This window comes from Cyclobacteriaceae bacterium, from assembly GCA_025808415.1.
GTDB lineage: Bacteria > Bacteroidota > Bacteroidia > Cytophagales > Cyclobacteriaceae > UBA2336.
This window is the reverse complement of the sequence record CP075525.1, coordinates 2997971-3015718: the sequence shown is the minus strand read 5'-3', so window position 1 is coordinate 3015718 and position 17748 is coordinate 2997971. Positions and strand designations below refer to the sequence as shown.

Genomic DNA, 17748 nt, shown 5'->3' with positions numbered 1-17748 from the left:
ACGCACCGGTTCTTTAGGCCTGAAAGATAAGTTTCGGGCACGTGTATTTCAACCGAGGCAGGTGCTGTCCATTATTTTTGTTTCAGGCGCCCTGCTTCTTTCAAGGCCTTTGTAATAATCCACTCCAATTGCCCATTTGAACTTCGAAATTCATCGGCTGCCCATTTTTCAACGGCTTTCAGTACTTCCGGATCGAGGCGTAAAGCAAATGGTTTTTTCTGCGCCATAGTTATTCGTGGTCTGCCTGTAAAATCTGTTTAAGTGAATAGGCCATTGAATCGGCATTTTCTGTTCCCAGTTTTAATGTGCCGGCACCGCGCAATGTAATCACCATGTATTTGCTTCCGGTTATGTTAATTGTTATGGTGTTCTTAAAAATATTACGGTGAAATCCACATTGGATTTTTTCAAACCAGGTTTCCTTTTCTTTTACCCGAAAGGATTCGATGGCGGTTATTGGAATGTTTTTCCATCGTATAATTTTTGGGATGAACCGGTAGTGTAAACCTTCATCGTTGATTTTTACCTCGTATTTAAAAACCAACAATATAAAAAGCATGGGTAACAGCAGCATCCCTATCGATAGCAGCAATGCCCATGTATTTTCATCATTAGTGGTTGGCACTAAAACAAGAAGCTCAACAATCAGCAAGGCAATGAACACAAACCAAAGCCATTTTACCTGACTGAATCGCTGGACTTCTTCGTAGTGGGAGATGCGCATCGTATTAATTGTGTAGTGTTCCTGTGTTTACTACCGGGCTCACATCCTTATCGGCACAAAGCACTACCATCAGGTTGCTTACCATGGCAGCTTTGCGTTCTTCGTCAAGGGTAATGATCTGTTCTTTGGAAAGATGGTCCAGGGCCATTTGTACCATGCTTACGGCACCTTCAACAATCTTATATCGGGCGGAAACTACAGCCGCAGCCTGTTGCCTGCGCAGCATGGCGCTGGCAATTTCAGGAGCATAGGCCAGGTAGCCGATCCGGGCTTCAATCACATGGATGCCGGCAATCTCTAACCGGTTACGCAGGTTTTCTTCCAGTGTATGGTTTACCTCATCGTGGCCTGAGCGAAGGGTTACTTCCGTGTCTTCCTCAAAGTTGTCATACGCATACATGCCGGCAAGTTTGCGCACGGCCGAATCGCTCTGGATTTTTACAAAGTTTTCATAATTATCAACCTCAAAGGCAGCTTTGAAGGTGTCGCGTACCTGCCACACCAGAATAACTCCGATTTGAATAGGGTTACCAACCTTATCGTTTACCTTAATTTTTTCACTATCAAAGTTGCGTGCGCGAAGGGAGATTCCCTTCTTACTGAAGAAAGGGTTAACCCAGTAAAAGCCGTTGCGCTTCACGGTACCCTTGTAATCACCAAACAGTACCAATACCATAGAGGCGTTTGGCGTGATGAAAAAGAAACCAGGCATAAGCAGCAGGGCAATGGCTAAAGGCCAGATAAAGACAGGGTTACGCATAGCAATAAGGCCCCAGGTACCCATGGCCAGCAGAATCAGCACGGTTAACAGCATAATGTAACCGGAAAGCGGGGTGTACTCTTTTTCGTTGTTCATAAGGATGATATTAAAATGATATTATAAAGATATTATTTTAAATTATTAACGCAAAAGGTGCTTTAGGGTTTCAGATTGTTTTTGAAAAGGCGTTAGGCTTTATTTGGGGCTTATTTTACGGTTATGGTCCAGTATAATCCCAAGTCGTGGTTCGCGTTGATCTTCCATGCCTACAGCCGGTTTGTTATGAAAACCCTGCTGCCGGCACTGGTTTTTATGGTTTTGTTTACCAGTGCGGTTTGCTATGTCATTCTCGAAATTATTCACCCCGATAAGGATGAATTCACCAGCACCACTGCATTGCACTCGCTGCTGGGTATAGTGTTGGGTTTATTCCTGGTGTTCCGGATCAACAGTGCGTACGATCGTTGGTGGGAGGGACGTAAACTTTGGGGTGCCATGGTAAACAGCACACGAAACTTTGCTTTGAAGCTGAACGCTTATCTAACTGAGCAGGATAAAGTAAACCGTGAATGGTTTTCAAAGATGATCCCTAATTTCGTTCACGCCTCCAAAGAACATTTGCGTAAGGGCGTTCAACTTTCAGAGTTGCAGATACCTGACGAAGGTTTTGTGGATGCTATAAAAAAAGCCAATCACAAGCCAAACGCTATTGCCGGTTTGCTTTACAATAAGGTAAATGCCCTTTACATGGAAAAGAAATTAACAGGCGAACAGTTTTTTGTGTTGGATAAAGAACTGAAAGATTTTATTGACATAATCGGGGCGTGCGAACGGATAAAAAATACACCCATACCGTACTCGTACAGTATGTATATTAAAAAATTCGTTTTCATCTACATCATTACCTTGCCTTTCGGTTTTGTCACCACGTTTAAGTACGTCACCATTCCTACAGTACTTTTAATCGCTTTTGTTTTGCTAAGTGTTGAATTGATTGCGGAAGAAATTGAGGATCCTTTCGGACGGGATGTGAATGATTTACCCACCGATGAACTGGCTGAAAAAATAAAGGATAACGTGCAGGAGATATTGGTAAAAAACGGATCAAAATAGTGTACTCACGATAAAGTAGAGAATGATCAGTAGGATCAATACTCCATACATGATCAGGTCTACCCGTACATAAGGCTTATATTTATTGTACAGATCTTTTATTTTCCTGAACATCGTCTGTAAAGTTAGCTATCCTGGCGTTTGAGGCGGCATAAAGTTACAGATTTGGAATGTTTTATTGCCCTTCCCTTGTTTTTGATGGATGGGTGTTGAATATTTCATCTTTGATTTTCTGCGGATGCGCTTTTCTGGTTTAGTCATTATTGTTTGGTTAATGCAACCTGCAGTTGCGCAGGAGGTATTGAATAACAATTCCCCGGCAGTAAGGTGGCAAAAAATCAATACGCCAAATTTCCGCATCCTTTACCAACAAGGTTTTGATGAACAAGCCCAACGCATGGCCAATACGCTGGAGCACATACGCCAAGCAGAGTCGCGCACGTTGGGCGTGAGCACCCGCAAAATATCGGTGGTGCTGCAAAGCCAGAATGCTATTTCGAACGGCTTTGTTAGCCTCATCCCCAGGCGTTCGGAGTTTTATACCATGCCCCCACAAGATTATAATTTTACCGGTACAACCGAATGGCTCGACCAACTGGCTTCACACGAATACCGCCATGTTGTTCAATTTGATAAAGCCAACCGGGGCTTTAATAAACTCCTGTATTATGCGTTTGGTCCGGCTACGCTGGCAGCTATGTCCGTTACGGCAGTGCCCCAATGGTTTTGGGAAGGCGATGCCGTAGTTACGGAAACAGCCTTTACACCTGGGGGCCGGGGGCGTGTACCCAATTTTGGTCTAGTGTTTCGTACCAACCTGCTCGAGGGGAGGGAATTTAATTACCATAAACAATACCTTCGATCGTATAAGCACAACATCCCCGATCACTATGTACTGGGTTACCACATGGTGAGTTATTTGCGCAGGCATACCAACGATCCGATGATCTGGGACAAGATTACCAGCCGTGCATGGAGTGTTCCTTTTGTTCCATTTACTTTTTCCAATGCCATTAAAAAAGAAACCGGTATGCACGTTACCGGCTTGTATAAAAAAATGGCTGCTGACCTGGAACAGGAATGGCAAACTGAAATCGAAGCTTTGTCACTAACCTCATTTGAAACCCTTCCGCACCAACCGCGCACCGGTTACACCGATTATTTATATCCGCAAGTATTGGAAGATGGGAGCCTGGTGGTCATGAAACGCGGTATTGGCGATATTCTGCAATTCAGGATACTGAAGGATGGGTTGGAGAAACGATCGTTTATTCCTGGTGTGGTGAATGGTGCCGGGATGCTTTCAGCAGCGGGCAACCTGGTGGTGTGGAACGAATATGGTTTTGACCCGCGCTGGCGAATGCGTACCTATTCGGTTATTAAACTGTATCATGTAAAAGAAAAGAGGTTGAAGATTGTAACACGGAAAACACGCTATGCAGGCGCAGCACTTTCACCCGACCAGAAAAAAATTGTTACGGTAGAAACCGATACAGCGTATAACACCAATCTTGTGGTGCTGGATACGGCCGGTCATGTTCTCAAAAAATTCCCCAACCCGCACCAGGCTTTTTACTCCATGCCACGATGGTCGTTCGATGGCCAAAAAATCGTGACTTTAAAAACGACAAAGCAGGGAAGGGCCATATCGGTTTTCGATTATGCCAGCGGAGAGGAAGTTGAACTGATTGCACCTTCACAAGAAAATATCGGTCACCCGGTGTTGGTGGGCGACCACCTTTTTTACAATTCACCGGTAACTGGCCTGGATAATATTTATGTACTTGATTTAAAAACCGGGCAACGACTGCAAGTCACCAACAGTAAATATGGCTCCTACAACCCGGTGGTCTCACCGGATTTTAAAACGATCTACTACAATGAACAAACCCGGGATGGAATGGATGTGGTAGCCATTCCGTTTGATCCCACAGCGTGGAGACCTTACACGCCAAAGCCCAATCCAAAATCGTTCTTCCAGGTTATTACCGAGCAGGAAGGCAGGCCTGGTTTGTTCGACAGTGTTCCACAAAAGGTTTATGCTTCAAAACCTTATTCCAAGTTGGCTGGTGTAATTAATCCGTACAGTTGGGGTGCTTATTTCAACACCGGCCTTACCCAGGCCGACATTGGTATTTCTTCACAGGATATTTTGAGCACCACCATTATTAAAGCGGGTTACTTGTACGATATCAATGAACGCACGGGTATGTGGCGTACCGGTATCAGTTATCAGAATTGGTTTCCGATTATTGATGTAGATGTAACATTTGGAAAAAGAACCCTGGACGAAGGTCCGTTGCGTTATGCCGACATTGTGGCGGGAGATACTATCGTTAAAACAGAAAATCTTTCTTTTAACTGGAATGAAAAAAATATTGAGGGTGGGATTCGCCTGCCCCTGGTAACTACCAATTCGCGATACTTTGGAAATTTTACCGTTGGAAATAATGTTGGGTATACGCAAGTCGACCACTTCACGAACTCCATCACGGGAACCGGCAGGTTAATTACCCCGCAAATACCTGTATATTGGATCCGCACGGTGCCGGGTAACGGTGATCTGGTGTACAACAGGTTTTATATGTCGGCTTACCGGTTGCTAAAACAAAATCGCAGGGACATAAACAGTAAGTGGGGGCAGGCGTTTTTTCTAAATGCATACAGCACTCCTTATGGTGGCGATTATTCCGGCAAACAATTTTCATTTTACACGACACTTTACTTTCCGGGCTTGTTCAAGCATCACTCCTTGTGGGGATATTGGGCATATCAGAAAACAGCGATTGAATTATTGAGACGCACATCGGCAAATGTTGAATTCACAGATAATAACACTTACCTCTTCCGGAATCAGATTCCTTTGCCGCGCGGTGTGCCGGTATCGCGGTTTAAGGATTTTTACAGCATGTCGGCAAATTATACATTACCCATCTGGTATCCGGATGTAGCCCTTGGCCCGTTGGTAAATTTTCAACGTGTGCGCGGCAATGTGTTTTGCGATTACGGGTTTGGCAGTTCTGTATTTCCAAACCGTACCGATAGCCAACAATACCTTTCTGTGGGCGGTGAAGTAAAAGTGGACCTTAATATCATGCGCCTTTTGAACCAGTTTAATATCGGTTTTCGCTATTCCTATGGCCTGCAGCCATCGGTAACCCGGTTCGAATTCCTGCTCGGGACCATCAACTTTTAAGTAATTTTCGGGTTTGAATATCGGCTGTTTTAGCCCTATTTTTGACCTCCTTTAATAATCCGTAATCTGAAAGAATATCATGGCTGAGATTGTACGAATGCCCAAAATGAGTGATACCATGTCGGAAGGCGTCATTGCCAAGTGGCATAAAAAAGTGGGCGACACCGTGAAGTCGGGGGAACTGATGGCCGAAATTGAAACCGACAAGGCCACCATGGACTACGAATCCTTTAACGAGGGGACTATTTTATATGTTGGGGCGAAAGAAGGTGAAGCGGTAAAGGTTAACGATATACTGGCCATTGTAGGGAAGAAAGGCGAAGATTATAAGGCATTGTTGGAAAGCGCAGGCCAGGTTGCCGATAGCGGAGGCAGCAAAGCCGAAGAACCTACAGCAGAGGCCAACACCGCGCAGGCTGTTGCTATTGATACATCAGGGATAAAAGCCGAAATCGTGCTCATGCCCAAAATGAGTGATACGATGACGGAGGGTGTTATTGCTGCCTGGCATAAAAAAGTTGGTGATGCGGTAAAATCAGGCGAATTGCTCGCAGAAATTGAAACAGATAAGGCCACCATGGATTTTGAGTCGTACCACACCGGCACACTTCTTTATGTAGGTGCCGATGCGGGTAAACCCGTTGCCATCAATGGTGTGCTGGCCATCATCGGTGAGAAGGGTGCTGATTGGCAAACTTTACTAAAGGCCTATGGGGCTAAATCATCGGGCTCACCAAAAGCACCTTCAGCATCATCAACGACACCATCGAATGCCCTGGCAAAACCATCTACCCCAGTTGCTGTGCCCCAACAGGCTCAAACCGGAAACGGAAGGGTTAAAGCATCTCCGTTAGCCAAAAAACTGGCGAAAGAAAAAGGTTTGGATTTGCGAACCATTACCGGCACCGGGGATTATGGAAGAATAACGAAGCGCGATGTAGAAAACTTTAAAGGCTCGGGCACTAAAGGTTCAACCTTCGTTTTACCCACCATTGTTGCAGAAGAAAGCTTCGAAGAAATACCGGTTTCGCAAATGCGCAAAACCATAGCACGCAGGTTGGCAGAAAGCAAGTTTACGGCACCTCACTTTTACCTGACCATGGAAATCAACATGGATAAGGCTATTGATGTTCGTAAGAGCATCAATGAAATCAGTCCGGTAAAAGTATCGTTCAATGATATTGTGTTGAAAGCTGCTGCCATGGCCATACGCCTTAACCCGGATGTGAATGTTTCCTGGTTGGGTGAAAAAATCCGTAAGAATAAGCACGTGCATATTGGTGTAGCAGTTGCCGTTAAAGATGGCTTGGTTGTGCCGGTGGTTCGCTTTGCCGACAATAAAACATTTTCGCACATCGCAGCCGAGGTAAAAGAACTCGCCCAAAAGGCACACGATAAAAAACTGCAACCAAGCGATTGGGAAGGAAGCACGTTCACCATCTCCAACCTGGGCATGTTTGGCATCGATCAGTTTACCGCCATCATCAACCCGCCCGATGCTTGTATACTTGCTGTGGGTGGAATAAAGGAAACTGCTGTTGTTAAAAACGGCCAGCTCGTGCCCGGCAATGTAATGAAGGTTACCCTATCATGCGACCACCGTGCGGTTGACGGTGCCGTGGGGGCAGCATTTTTGAAAACCTTAAAAGATTTACTGGAGGATCCTATTAAAATAATGGCCCAGCATATATAATCATTCAGTCATATTTAGTCCTCCTACGACTTTAAGTCGTAGGAGGACTTTTCTTATTCTCATGAAAGTAAAATCAACAACCGTACTGGCCATTAAGCACAATGGTCATGTTTCTATTGGTGCCGATGGGCAAGCCACCATGAACAATTATGTGGCTAAAGGAAATGTGAAGAAAATCCGAAAACTCCATGATGGCAAAGTGGTTACTGGGTTTGCAGGCTCAACAGCCGATGCCTTTACCTTACTCGACCGCTTTGAGGAAAAACTTAACGCCTACGGAGGTAATTTAAAACGTGCCGCTATAGAATTAGCGAAAGACTGGCGCATGGATCGGTACTTGCGCAGGCTTGAGGCCATGATGATAGCCTGTAACAAGGATGAGATATTGATCCTGTCAGGCACAGGCGATGTACTTGAACCGGAAAACGAGGTAGCCGCCATCGGTTCGGGCGCCATGTATGCACAGGCTGCAGCCCTGGCGTTGAAAAAACATGCGCCACATCTATCGGCAGAGGAAATCGTACGGGAGAGCCTGAATATTGCAGCCGATATCTGCATTTACACCAATCACAACCTTGTCATCGAGAAGCTTTAGACTATTTTTTAGTGTGCTTTGGTGTCTTCGCGAATGAGTATGCGAGCTTCTACAAAGATTTATCAATCGCCCTTATAATTGCCATACAGGCTTCCCTGATCTGATCATGGGTAATGGTTAAGGGAGGCGCGATCCTGAAGCTATTGGGATGTGATAAAAACCAATAGCAGATCACACCTTCTTCTTTGGCAAATTCAACAATGCGGTTCACCTGTTCGGCAGTATTAAAATCAATCGCAAACATTAGTCCGGCCCTCCTGATTTCTTTAATGGCAGGATGTTGAAGCAATTGCTCGATTAGCCTGCCTTTTTCTTCAACCGTTGACAATAGTTTTTCATTTTCAATCACTTCAAGTGTTGCCCGTGCCGATGCACAGCAAACCGGGTTTCCGCCAAAGGTTGTGATATGGCCCAGCGGAGGATCGGATGTAAGGCATTCCATTATTTTTTTATCGGCTATAAAAGTGCCAATAGGAAGCCCACCTCCAAAAGCTTTTGCCAGTGTTAGTATATCAGGAACGATGTTAAACTGCTCAAAGGCGAATAACGTTCCGGTGCGCCCCATGCCGCATTGGATTTCATCCAAGATTAATAATGCACCAGTTTCATCGCAACGTTTCCGAACGGCTTGCAAATAATTTTTTGAAGGAATACGCACCCCGGCATCCCCTTGTATGGTTTCCATAATGACACACGCTGTTCGTTTAGTTATATGAACCAAATCATCAGTGTTGTTGAATTCAATAAAGCGAACATCGGGTAGGAGCGGACGAAAAGCAGATTTTTTCACTTCATTGCCCGAGACGCTTAACGATCCATGCGTACTTCCATGGTACGATTTTTTACATGAAACAATTTCTGTTCTTCCGGTAAAACGTTTGGCAAGTTTCAGGGCACCTTCATTGGCTTCTGTGCCGGAATTAACGAAGTAACAACAATTTAGTGATGGGGGAAGCAGGCTGGCTAATTTAGCGGCTAATTGGTTAGGTGTAGCTTGTATAAACTCTCCGTATACCATCACATGCATGTGTTTGTCCAGTTGGTTTTTGATGGCTTGAATTACCCTGGGGTGCCGGTGCCCGATATTGCTTACGGCAATTCCGGAAATCAGATCGGTATAGCGTTTTCCGTCAGGGGCATACAGATAAACGCCCTCGGCCCGCTCAATGGAAATTCCGTACGGTTGTTGGGTGGTTTGCGCCAGGTTGTTCAAAAAAATCTCTGCACTGAAATCCATGCCCTAAAACTATGCATAGGCTTATCAACAAAAAAGTCCTGGCGATTTTCACCAGGACTCTTTTGCAACGTGTGGGGTTGATTTATAATCCGGTTAAGGATTTATGATGAGGGTATATAAAATGCTTACGGTAACGGCAACAATCAGGAACATCACCCTTCTCATGCGATGGAGTATCCTGCTTTCTATTCCAATGGTTTTTAGGGTTGTCATGGGTATAGTGCGTTGTTTACATGATAAAGTTGATGAAAACGATCTGTTCCTGGGGGGCGGGTTATCCGGAAAACATACACAGGTATTCTTGTGGCATCAATTGGGATGTTGAGCTGTTGATACTACTACCTTAAGGTGCAGTTTAAAGGCGTTTTTAGCGATTGATCGCCTTATTTTCCCGTTCATTCCGGTTTCCGGCCCGCGAAAGGGCAGGGGCTTCCATCTCGGCCATAGGCCTGTATTTGGTCTTTTTTGCAGTAACTACTACCCTTTGGTTATCCTTTTTTGTGCGTTTTTTGTGTAAAATGTTACACTCGGCTTTTGATTTGTAGACCCTGTGCCTGGGCGTTTGGGCCTGTAGGGAACTTGAGATCAGTATCCCGATAAGGATGAGCACGATCAGTACAACCATTTGTTTAAAGCGCGAGGCAATCTGCCCGTTGGCAATCTCCCTATAATCCATTTCTTTCATCATACCTTGTTTCGATCTCGAAGTATTCTATGATGCAAATTTGATCATCGTGCGGCTGTTGGAATTTTAAATGGAGCTTTAAACCCTACATTGGTTTTAAATTTGGTTGGATTGTTCAGCAGCGACCTATGGAAAGTTCAATCCTGAAGAATGATGGAAGGGGATGCCGAATTACCCCAAAACCATTAACGAAGGTAAATTAAAGGGCTTCTCATTTTTTTTACCGTTACAGAAACTGTAAAAAATCAATGTTTGCCTTACATGGCTGAACTATGAATTTGCGGTATAAAGCTTCATAAAATCCTCAATCTCTTTCTGAAGATTACGGGGATAATCCTGGTCGTAGGCCACAGTGGCTATGGACTTGAATAGTTCGCCAACCAGTTCAGGTGCAAAGCCAAGTTTTTCGGCATACAAACTGGCAACCTCCAGTTCAACATCTTCAACAATGTTGTCCAGGTTGATGAGGTACACCAGGTGATATAGCGATTCAATTTTTTCGCGCGGTTCGTTGAATGCTAATTGGTTAAGGTCAAGGTTGCTGCGCACCAGGTCATCGGTATGTAGGTTTAACTGAATGCCCCACTTAAGCAGGCAGCGTAGAAATCTGCTCTCAATAGTTTCCTGTTGCAGGAAAAAACCAAGGATATTAAAGTAACTCTTCTTAATGGCATTGAGCTGCTCATCGGAAAAGTTGGGGTGGGGGAGGTCTTTCATGATGGCAAAGTTAATTATTTCGGGCAGTACTTTCTTTTGAGGGCCCCGGCATCGGCAGCACCCAACTTAACGGCCATGGCTAAATCGTTGCATACACCACGGGTTATGTTCTGATTGACTTTTGCAATTACCCTTAGCTTATAACCGTTGGCATTTTCCGACCGTAGAAAAATTGCCCAATTGCAATCCGTTTCGGCCTCGCGGTAGTTTTTGAGGTTTAAGTTGGCACGGGCGCGTCCTTCAAAAATGTGATAATAAATATCTGGTGCATCGCGTGGATCCATCACAATTTCAAATGCTTTGCCGTATATACTGGTTTGATTTTTTTTAAAGATATCTTTCCCTAATGTGAAATAGGTTAAGGCCTCTTCGTTATTATTAAGATTATCAAGATTTATGATGGCAATCTGATAAAGGGCTTCCAGGTTCCACGGTTGCTGGCTATAAATATGTTTAAGCGATTGGATGGCCTGTGCATAGTCACCCAGGTTGTACTCACAGATAGCCAGTTTACGAAGCGTTTCCATGCGTACAGGGGTTTCCTGTTTTTTCAGGATTTCGAGGAAGTGTAACGATTCGGGAAAATGCTTTTCATTAAACTCATGATCGGCTTTTAACCGCACCGTGTTTAACAAGCTGTCGTGTGCAGCATAAAACCTGAATTCAACCGGTTGTTGTTCACGAAGGGAGTTGATCATCTTAAAGGCCTGATCAACCTGCCCGGTATGGAAAAGTGAAAAAACTTCGGTAACCAAAGCTTTGTTCCGTTCATCCAATTCGGCCAGGCGCTTTTCATGCACATACGAAATGGTATGCACAATGCCGAAGCAAATGCCGGCAATAATTAAAAACGTAAGAAAAGCCAGGCCTTGTATCCGGAAATATTCCTTATCGAACGTATAGCGTGATGCTTGACTGGCTTTCCAGCGTTGATAGCGTTGCCGCTGAACATCTCGCCAATAACTTTCGGTATGGTCGGAATAGGACTGGTAGGCATTAAGCCGGGCATCGTAGCGCGATTTTTTTAGCGGGTCGGAAAGGGTATGATAGGCCTCGTTGATCGCCTTGAACATTTCTTCGGCCTGCGGATTTCCCGGATTCAGGTCGGGGTGGTATTGAAAGGCCAGTTTTTTATAGGCAGCCCGTAGTTCGGTTGAAGTGGCTGAGCGGTCAATCCCTAATAGCTGGTAAAAATCGGCCATAGTATGAAGTTACTACCTATTTTGGGTAAAACGTAAAAAGCCTGCAAATAGTCCGCTGGAAAAATGGGTTTTTGTTCCTTAATAATGAGTTTAACTACAGGATTAGTATGGTGGCACATTGGGCATAAAATCGTGAAAGGTTTCAGATTACCTTTCGGAAAACTCACTCTATCAGGAAAGTCTTTCAAGAGTTCACTATTCAGGGTATATTTATTCCAAATACTATCCTATGAAAGCTGCCTTCTTACTTTCTTTGAGTATATGTCTGTACTCTAAGCACGCTTGCACAGCTCAACTTGCTCAAAAGAATACACAACGTTTAGTTTATTCATACCTGGCATCCGGAAAAGAAACACCAACTTTATTTGGAAAAGAGAAACCCAGTAAAGCTTTTACCAATCAGTTTGATGTTGATTTGTTTGCAGGTGCAGCATCAGGGCAGGTTAGTATCCAAAGCAATACCATTGATGATGTAAGCGGTAGTATTTCTCCAATGGCAGCAATTGAAGTGTCGCTGCGTAAATCCGGATTTGGGTTTCAGACGGGACTTTCCTTCTGGCGCTACAATTTTGATGTGAAGACCATATCGGCAGACGGAAGAAGACTACAATTAAACTATTTGGAAATGCCTTTAATGGCCCGGTATTCGTTTGCATCGGGTTTGTATTTTAATGCTGGGCTATCAACCAGTTTTAATATTGGCAGTACAGCAGATTTTGATTTTGGCACAGGTCGGCCAAATCAGGAAAACCGTATGAATAAAGCTGAGTTGATTGATGCTATTGCATCTGGCGGAAAGATTACTGCAGGTTATCGTTTTCCGAAAGGGCTTAACATACAAGCATTTTATTTTAAAGCCATTAAAGAAATTTTGAAGGATGGCTCTGATGGTAAAACTTTTGCTTCCGGAGGAATAATGATTGGTTATAAAATCACTAAACGTTGATGGGTGTGAAAAGAAAAAGGCTTCATTTCTGAAGCCTTTATAATGCTTGGGAAGCGGGTTATTTTAATTTTGCCACTTCCTGAACAAGGTCAATCAATTTGTTGGAATAGCCCCACTCGTTGTCGTACCAGGCTACTACTTTTGCAAAATGATCATTCAGTGAAATACCGGCCTTGGCATCGAAAATGGAAGTGCGCGGGTCGCCATTGAAATCCTGCGAAACCACATCATCTTCCGTGTATCCTATAATGCCTTTCATTTCGCCATTGGCAGCATTTTTCATGGCTGTTTTAATCTGCTCGTATGAAGCAGGTTTCTCTAACCTAACGGTAAAGTCAACTACCGATACGTTGGCCACCGGCACCCGGAATGACATTCCGGTTAACTTTCCTTTCAGTTGAGGGATAACAAGCGCCACGGCTTTTGCTGCACCCGTAGAAGAGGGGATAATGTTCTGGTACGCGCCACGGCCACCTCTCCAGTCTTTAGCGGAAGGGCCATCAACGGTCTTTTGCGTAGCGGTTACGGCATGAACGGTAGTCATCAAACCTTCAACAATTCCAAAATTATCGTTTAATACTTTGGCCACTGGTGCAATGCAATTGGTTGTGCAGGAAGCATTAGAGACAATGGTTTGATCGGCCTTAAGGCTTTTATGGTTTACTCCCATAACGAATGTTGGGGTATCATCTTTCGCAGGAGCAGACATCACCACTTTTTTTGCTCCGGCAGTAATGTGTTTTTGTGCTGTTTCCTGAGTAAGGAATAATCCGGTGGATTCGATTACGATTTCTGCCCCAACTTCATTCCATTTCAGGTTGGCCGGATCTTTCTCGGCTGTAACCCTGATTTTCTTACCGTTGACTAACAGGTTGCCGTCTTTCACTTCAACGGTACCCTCAAACCGGCCGTGGGTTGAATCATACTGAAGCATATAAGCCATGTAGTCTGGCTCCAACAAATCATTAATTCCAACAATTTCAATGTCAGGGCGGTTAATGGCTGCGCGAAGCGCCATCCGACCAATACGTCCGAATCCGTTAATTCCAATTTTAGTCATGGTATTGAAAGGTTAAAGTAAGCGTTTCAGAAGGCGACAAAATTAAAGGTTGATGCTTTAAAACCAAGGTTTGGAAAGATAAATTCCCACGGGCCAAAGACCGGTAAACTGGTGCTGCGCAGGAATTATAGGTTATATTTAATGCCTTTTAATTTCAAACGTGTGAATAAATACCTCTCTATTATTAATGCCCGAACCGGACTGGCTGTTGGCCTGGCTGCTGCGGTCAGCTACGTTACATTAGCGTATAACTTTCAATACAACTTCGATTTGGCCATGATCAGTATCGCCATCATTTTCCCGCTGGTATTCACCATTCGAAGTGCGTTCCGAAGGAGGGAAAAGGCATTGGAGCATCTTTCGCGCTTCAAGGCTGGATTGATAACCGTGGATGCCTGTTTTCAGGAGAACCGAAAAATTGATCCGGAAGGAAAAGAAGGAATCAGGCTTACGATTCGTAACATAGCCGATTACCTGATCAGCTTTTTGGGAGATGGTTGCTCACGCGAAAAGGTGGAGGAGGAGGCTGCGAAAGTTGCCCGGTTTATTCGTGGAAATTCCGATCACATTGGTAACGCCACCGCCCTGAAGATCTATCGGTCAATGAAGGATGTTTATCAGGGCATGGAGAATGTGGTGGCCATTAAGCACCATCGCACACCCATATCCATACGGGCATATTGTTTGATTTTTATCTACATCTATCCCGTAATCTATACGCCCGCTCTGTACAACAGGCTGCACGAAGGTATTTCGAACAATAGTTCATGGATATTGTACACGTTATCCATGTTCTCTACGTTTATCCTGATCTCGCTTTATAATGTTCAGGAGCAACTTGAAAATCCATTTGATCAAAACGGTATTGATGATATCCGGTTAAATGAATTCAAGATCAATTGAAACCATTGATGATGTTCTCCGGCTATCGACCCGTCCGGTTATTGTTTCGCACACCGGTTTTAAGGGCGAATGTGACAATCAACGCAACCTATCCGACAGGCACCTGGAGGAAATCGGAAAACGAAACGGTTTGGTAGGTATTGGCTTGTGGGAAACTGCTGTTTGCGGCACCGATGCTGAGGCCACTGCGCGTAGCATCAGGTACGTAGCCGACAAAATTGGTGTGGATAAGGTGGGGCTGGGGTCTGATTTTGATGGTGCCATTTGCACACATTTTGATGTGGCAGGGCTGCCCAACATGGTAATAGCTTTACAAAAGCAGGGGTTTAACATGCAGGAGATTGACAAGATTATGGGAGGTAACATCCGCGATTTTATGCTTCGGAATTTACCCATGGAGTAGAAACAAAAAAACCGCTGATCTCCAGCGGTTATTTTGTAGTCCGTACGGGAATCGAACCCGTGTTACCAGAATGAAAATCTGGTGTCCTAACCCCTAGACGAACGGACCGTCTTTAAAAAAGTGTCGCAAAGATAGCCCCACAAGCCTTAATTGCAAACCCGGGTTTCAAAAAAATCTGATGTATTTACGGGGGCAACCTAAACCCGAAAGTTGTCATCCATTTGACCTTTCCCAAACATTTTGGGTCGGGTTTTCGTACACCGACAAGGCTTTGCCGTAGAATCAGCAAAGCATGAAGTGCGGACTATGACAGAACAGTTGGAATCAAATGTATTGAATGAAGTTTTTACCAGCATTATCGAAGATGCGGATGCAAATATTCTCTTTGTAAACCAGTATTTTGAGGTAATATCCCTTAATCCTGGCTTTTACTGGATTTTTCTTGAAAACTATGGCCTTGATTTAAAACCGGGCACTTCTATAATCAATGCAATGATGGGGGTTAACCCAACCCTCGCAACCGAATGGCGAAAACGCTGTGAACGTGCCATGAAGGGCAATTCGTTTAAGGTTGAAGATATTTTTGAAGTTGATAACCGGAAGCATTATTGGGAAATCTATTACAAACCGGTTTTTTACAGGGGACAAAACTTTGTTTCTGTTTTTAGCCGCGACATAACCATCCGCAAGGCATACCAGGAAAGGATTATCCGCAACGAAGCCAACCTGCGGTCGATCATCAATACAGTCGATAACAGCATTTGGTTAGTCAATACCCGTTTTGAGTTGATTGATTTTAATAAGGAGTTTTTCAAACAATACAAAAAAGCTTTTGGCATCCGGCTTGAACGCGGAAAAAATATCCTTGAGTTACTTCCTGGAAATATGGAACAACTGAAACGTGCCTGGAAAGAGCGTTACGAAAGTGGTTTGAAAGGCAGGTTCGGAAAATATATAGATACGTATTCAATTGATCAGGAACTCAGGACCTTTGAAATTAAAACCTATCCCATTGTTGAAGATGGAATGGTTACAGGTTTAACCGTGTATTCACGCGATATTACCCAACAAAAGAAAGCAGAGAACATGCTGCTTGCACAAAATGAAGAACTTTCGCGCATCAACAGCGAACTGGACCGTTTCGTATACAGTGCCTCTCACGACCTAAGGGCTCCATTAATGTCCGTGAAAGGATTGGTTAACATGATTAAGGTGGACAACGATCCGAGCAATACAGAAAAGTATCTTCAGTTGATTGAGCAGAGTATTTATAAACTCGATAATTTCATTACCGACATCATTCACTATTCCCGCAACTCCAGAATGGAGGTTTTGGCTAAGGAAATTGATTTTGAAGCTATCCTTCAGGAGTCTATTGACTCATTAAAATTTATGGAAGGTGCCAATCAGGTGAGGAGCATTCGCGAAATTCGAGTTGCTGCTCCGTTCTATTCTGACCATAGCCGGTTAATGATTGTTTTCAACAATATCCTTTCCAATGCCGTAAGGTACCGCGATCCGTGGAAGGAGGATTCGTTTATTCGTATTCAAATTGAATCCGGTTATAAGCAAGCAACTATCAAGTTTACCGATAACGGCATTGGCATTAGTGAAGAATACCTGGATAAGGTTTTCAAAATGTTTTTCAGGGCATCAGCCGACAGTAAGGGTTCAGGCCTGGGTTTGTATATTGTTAAAGGGGCTGTTGAGAAACTAGGCGGTACTATTTCAGTAACCTCTCAATTGGGCAGTGGTACTACTTTCGAAATTATACTACCGAACAAAGGAAGTAACGCCACCCTCAACTAAGTCCCGCTAACGGATTCCGTACATTTTCAGCACCGGATCGTGTAATGATGCTCCTTTTTCCGTACACAAATAATGTATTGCATACGCAATATCCTCAGCCGAAACCCATGTGGAGAAATTAGCATTGGGCATAGCGGCACGGTTGGCCGGTGTATCTATGGTACCGGGCACCACCACAGAAGTTACAACACCTTTTGCCTGGCCTTCGGCATTTAGTATTTCAGCAAATCGGAACAAAAGCGATTTGGCCAATGCGTAAGCAACGGAACCTTTTGCTTCTTTTGGGTTGAGCGATGGCTTCGATCCGATGAGCACCATGCGCCCACCATTGGGTTGGGCCATCATATGTTGGTGCAGGTTACGGGCAATAAAGTATGAGGTCTCAAAATTGCGCGAGTACATCTTCTTCAATACCTCATCGGAGGTTTCCGAGAGGCTGCCGGGCGAAAACCCACCGGCCAACAGTATTCCAATTTCAATACTGCCGTGTGTTTCAATAATTTTATCCGTGAGTGCGTTAACTTCTTTTTCACGGGTCAGGTCAACAGCGTAATAGTAAATATTCCCTTCAAAATCGTGCTCCAGTTTTTTTCCTTCCGACAGAATGGCAATAACGGTAAAGTTTGCCTTCAGGAACTTCTCCACCACAACCCTGCCCAGATTACCGCCAGCTCCGGTTATTATTACATTCTTGTCCGTCATGGC

Annotated in this window: 17 protein-coding genes and 1 tRNA gene; 8 read left to right on the top strand and 10 right to left on the bottom strand. The window is 44.2% G+C overall.

Annotation, left to right across the window (positions count from 1 at the left end; all coding sequences use genetic code 11):
• Positions 1-71: 71 nt before the first annotated feature.
• From KIT51_13435 to KIT51_13425, 3 genes are read right to left on the bottom strand one after another with little or no spacing between them, the layout of a single operon-like run.
• Entirely contained in the window at positions 72-227 is a 156-nt protein-coding gene (locus KIT51_13435) for an Arc family DNA binding domain-containing protein (protein UYN85864.1), read from the bottom strand.
• 2 nt (positions 228-229) lie between these two features.
• Positions 230-724, bottom strand: coding sequence for a hypothetical protein (locus tag KIT51_13430; GenBank protein UYN85863.1), 495 nt, complete (start codon positions 722-724; stop codon positions 230-232).
• 4 nt (positions 725-728) lie between these two features.
• Entirely contained in the window at positions 729-1580 is an 852-nt protein-coding gene (locus KIT51_13425) for an SPFH domain-containing protein (protein ID UYN85862.1), read from the bottom strand.
• A 123-nt stretch (positions 1581-1703) separates the two neighbouring features.
• Between KIT51_13425 and KIT51_13420 the strand changes: the two genes are divergently transcribed.
• The 4 genes from KIT51_13420 (at position 1704) to hslV (ending at position 8081) form a co-directional block, all read left to right on the top strand.
• The gene (locus KIT51_13420; protein ID UYN85861.1) at positions 1704-2597 is read left to right on the top strand and encodes a hypothetical protein; all 894 of its coding nucleotides are present in this window, start codon (positions 1704-1706) and stop codon (positions 2595-2597) included.
• Between the two features lie 274 nt (positions 2598-2871).
• Entirely contained in the window at positions 2872-5793 is a 2922-nt protein-coding gene (locus KIT51_13415; GenBank protein UYN85860.1) for a hypothetical protein, read from the top strand.
• Positions 5794-5872: 79 nt separating this feature from the next.
• Positions 5873-7486, top strand: coding sequence for a pyruvate dehydrogenase complex dihydrolipoamide acetyltransferase (locus KIT51_13410; GenBank protein UYN85859.1), 1614 nt, complete (start codon positions 5873-5875; stop codon positions 7484-7486).
• Between the two features lie 61 nt (positions 7487-7547).
• On the top strand, positions 7548-8081 hold the full coding sequence (gene hslV / locus KIT51_13405) for an ATP-dependent protease subunit HslV (GenBank protein UYN85858.1): 534 nt from the start codon (positions 7548-7550) through the stop codon (positions 8079-8081).
• A 49-nt stretch (positions 8082-8130) separates the two neighbouring features.
• Here the strand turns inward: hslV and KIT51_13400 are convergent, their stop codons facing one another.
• From KIT51_13400 to KIT51_13385, 4 genes are all read right to left on the bottom strand, one after another.
• Entirely contained in the window at positions 8131-9318 is a 1188-nt protein-coding gene (locus KIT51_13400) for an aspartate aminotransferase family protein (protein ID UYN85857.1), read from the bottom strand.
• Between the two features lie 367 nt (positions 9319-9685).
• On the bottom strand, positions 9686-10006 hold the full coding sequence (locus KIT51_13395) for a hypothetical protein (protein UYN85856.1): 321 nt from the start codon (positions 10004-10006) through the stop codon (positions 9686-9688).
• A 267-nt stretch (positions 10007-10273) separates the two neighbouring features.
• The gene (locus tag KIT51_13390; protein ID UYN85855.1) at positions 10274-10720 is read right to left on the bottom strand and encodes a hypothetical protein; all 447 of its coding nucleotides are present in this window, start codon (positions 10718-10720) and stop codon (positions 10274-10276) included.
• Between the two features lie 14 nt (positions 10721-10734).
• Positions 10735-11922: a J domain-containing protein gene (locus tag KIT51_13385; GenBank protein ID UYN85854.1), complete on the bottom strand. Its 1188-nt coding sequence runs from the start codon at positions 11920-11922 to the stop codon at positions 10735-10737.
• Between the two features lie 229 nt (positions 11923-12151).
• On the opposite strand from KIT51_13385, the gene KIT51_13380 reads away from it, so the two are divergent.
• Entirely contained in the window at positions 12152-12868 is a 717-nt protein-coding gene (locus KIT51_13380) for a PorT family protein (GenBank protein ID UYN85853.1), read from the top strand.
• A 58-nt stretch (positions 12869-12926) separates the two neighbouring features.
• Here the strand turns inward: KIT51_13380 and gap are convergent, their stop codons facing one another.
• Positions 12927-13928, bottom strand: a complete 1002-nt coding sequence (gene gap / locus KIT51_13375) for a type I glyceraldehyde-3-phosphate dehydrogenase (GenBank protein UYN85852.1) — start codon at positions 13926-13928, stop codon at positions 12927-12929.
• Between the two features lie 162 nt (positions 13929-14090).
• Between gap and KIT51_13370 the strand changes: the two genes are divergently transcribed.
• On the top strand, positions 14091-14831 hold the full coding sequence (locus KIT51_13370; protein UYN85851.1) for a hypothetical protein: 741 nt from the start codon (positions 14091-14093) through the stop codon (positions 14829-14831).
• Positions 14812-15234, top strand: a complete 423-nt coding sequence (locus KIT51_13365) for a membrane dipeptidase (protein UYN85850.1) — start codon at positions 14812-14814, stop codon at positions 15232-15234. The genes KIT51_13370 and KIT51_13365 overlap by 20 nt, the downstream gene beginning before the upstream one ends.
• A gap of 36 nt (positions 15235-15270) precedes the next feature.
• Here KIT51_13365 and KIT51_13360 read toward each other — a convergent pair.
• A tRNA-Glu gene (locus KIT51_13360) sits at positions 15271-15342 on the bottom strand.
• A 198-nt stretch (positions 15343-15540) separates the two neighbouring features.
• Between KIT51_13360 and KIT51_13355 the strand changes: the two genes are divergently transcribed.
• Entirely contained in the window at positions 15541-17043 is a 1503-nt protein-coding gene (locus KIT51_13355; GenBank protein UYN85849.1) for a PAS domain-containing sensor histidine kinase, read from the top strand.
• Positions 17044-17049: 6 nt separating this feature from the next.
• Here KIT51_13355 and KIT51_13350 read toward each other — a convergent pair whose 3' ends face one another.
• A complete protein-coding gene (locus KIT51_13350) occupies positions 17050-17745 on the bottom strand; it encodes an SDR family NAD(P)-dependent oxidoreductase (GenBank protein ID UYN85848.1) in 696 nt (231 codons plus the stop codon).
• Positions 17746-17748 lie beyond the last annotated feature (3 nt).

Bases quoted from the DNA above. Each gene is read 5' to 3' on its own strand.
- KIT51_13435 (UYN85864.1), bottom strand. From the start codon at position 227: ATGGCGCAGAAAAAACCATTTGCTTTACGCCTCGATCCGGAAGTACTG.
- KIT51_13430 (UYN85863.1), bottom strand. From the start codon at position 724: ATGCGCATCTCCCACTACGAAGAAGTCCAGCGATTCAGTCAGGTAAAA.
- KIT51_13425 (UYN85862.1), bottom strand. From the start codon at position 1,580: ATGAACAACGAAAAAGAGTACACCCCGCTTTCCGGTTACATTATGCTG.
- KIT51_13420 (UYN85861.1), top strand. From the start codon at position 1,704: ATGGTCCAGTATAATCCCAAGTCGTGGTTCGCGTTGATCTTCCATGCC.
- KIT51_13415 (UYN85860.1), top strand. From the start codon at position 2,872: ATGCAACCTGCAGTTGCGCAGGAGGTATTGAATAACAATTCCCCGGCA.
- KIT51_13410 (UYN85859.1), top strand. From the start codon at position 5,873: ATGGCTGAGATTGTACGAATGCCCAAAATGAGTGATACCATGTCGGAA.
- hslV (UYN85858.1), top strand. From the start codon at position 7,548: ATGAAAGTAAAATCAACAACCGTACTGGCCATTAAGCACAATGGTCAT.
- KIT51_13400 (UYN85857.1), bottom strand. From the start codon at position 9,318: ATGGATTTCAGTGCAGAGATTTTTTTGAACAACCTGGCGCAAACCACC.
- KIT51_13395 (UYN85856.1), bottom strand. From the start codon at position 10,006: ATGATGAAAGAAATGGATTATAGGGAGATTGCCAACGGGCAGATTGCC.
- KIT51_13390 (UYN85855.1), bottom strand. From the start codon at position 10,720: ATGAAAGACCTCCCCCACCCCAACTTTTCCGATGAGCAGCTCAATGCC.
- KIT51_13385 (UYN85854.1), bottom strand. From the start codon at position 11,922: ATGGCCGATTTTTACCAGCTATTAGGGATTGACCGCTCAGCCACTTCA.
- KIT51_13380 (UYN85853.1), top strand. From the start codon at position 12,152: ATGAAAGCTGCCTTCTTACTTTCTTTGAGTATATGTCTGTACTCTAAG.
- gap (UYN85852.1), bottom strand. From the start codon at position 13,928: ATGACTAAAATTGGAATTAACGGATTCGGACGTATTGGTCGGATGGCG.
- KIT51_13365 (UYN85850.1), top strand. From the start codon at position 14,812: ATGAATTCAAGATCAATTGAAACCATTGATGATGTTCTCCGGCTATCG.
- KIT51_13355 (UYN85849.1), top strand. From the start codon at position 15,541: ATGACAGAACAGTTGGAATCAAATGTATTGAATGAAGTTTTTACCAGC.
- KIT51_13350 (UYN85848.1), bottom strand. From the start codon at position 17,745: ATGACGGACAAGAATGTAATAATAACCGGAGCTGGCGGTAATCTGGGC.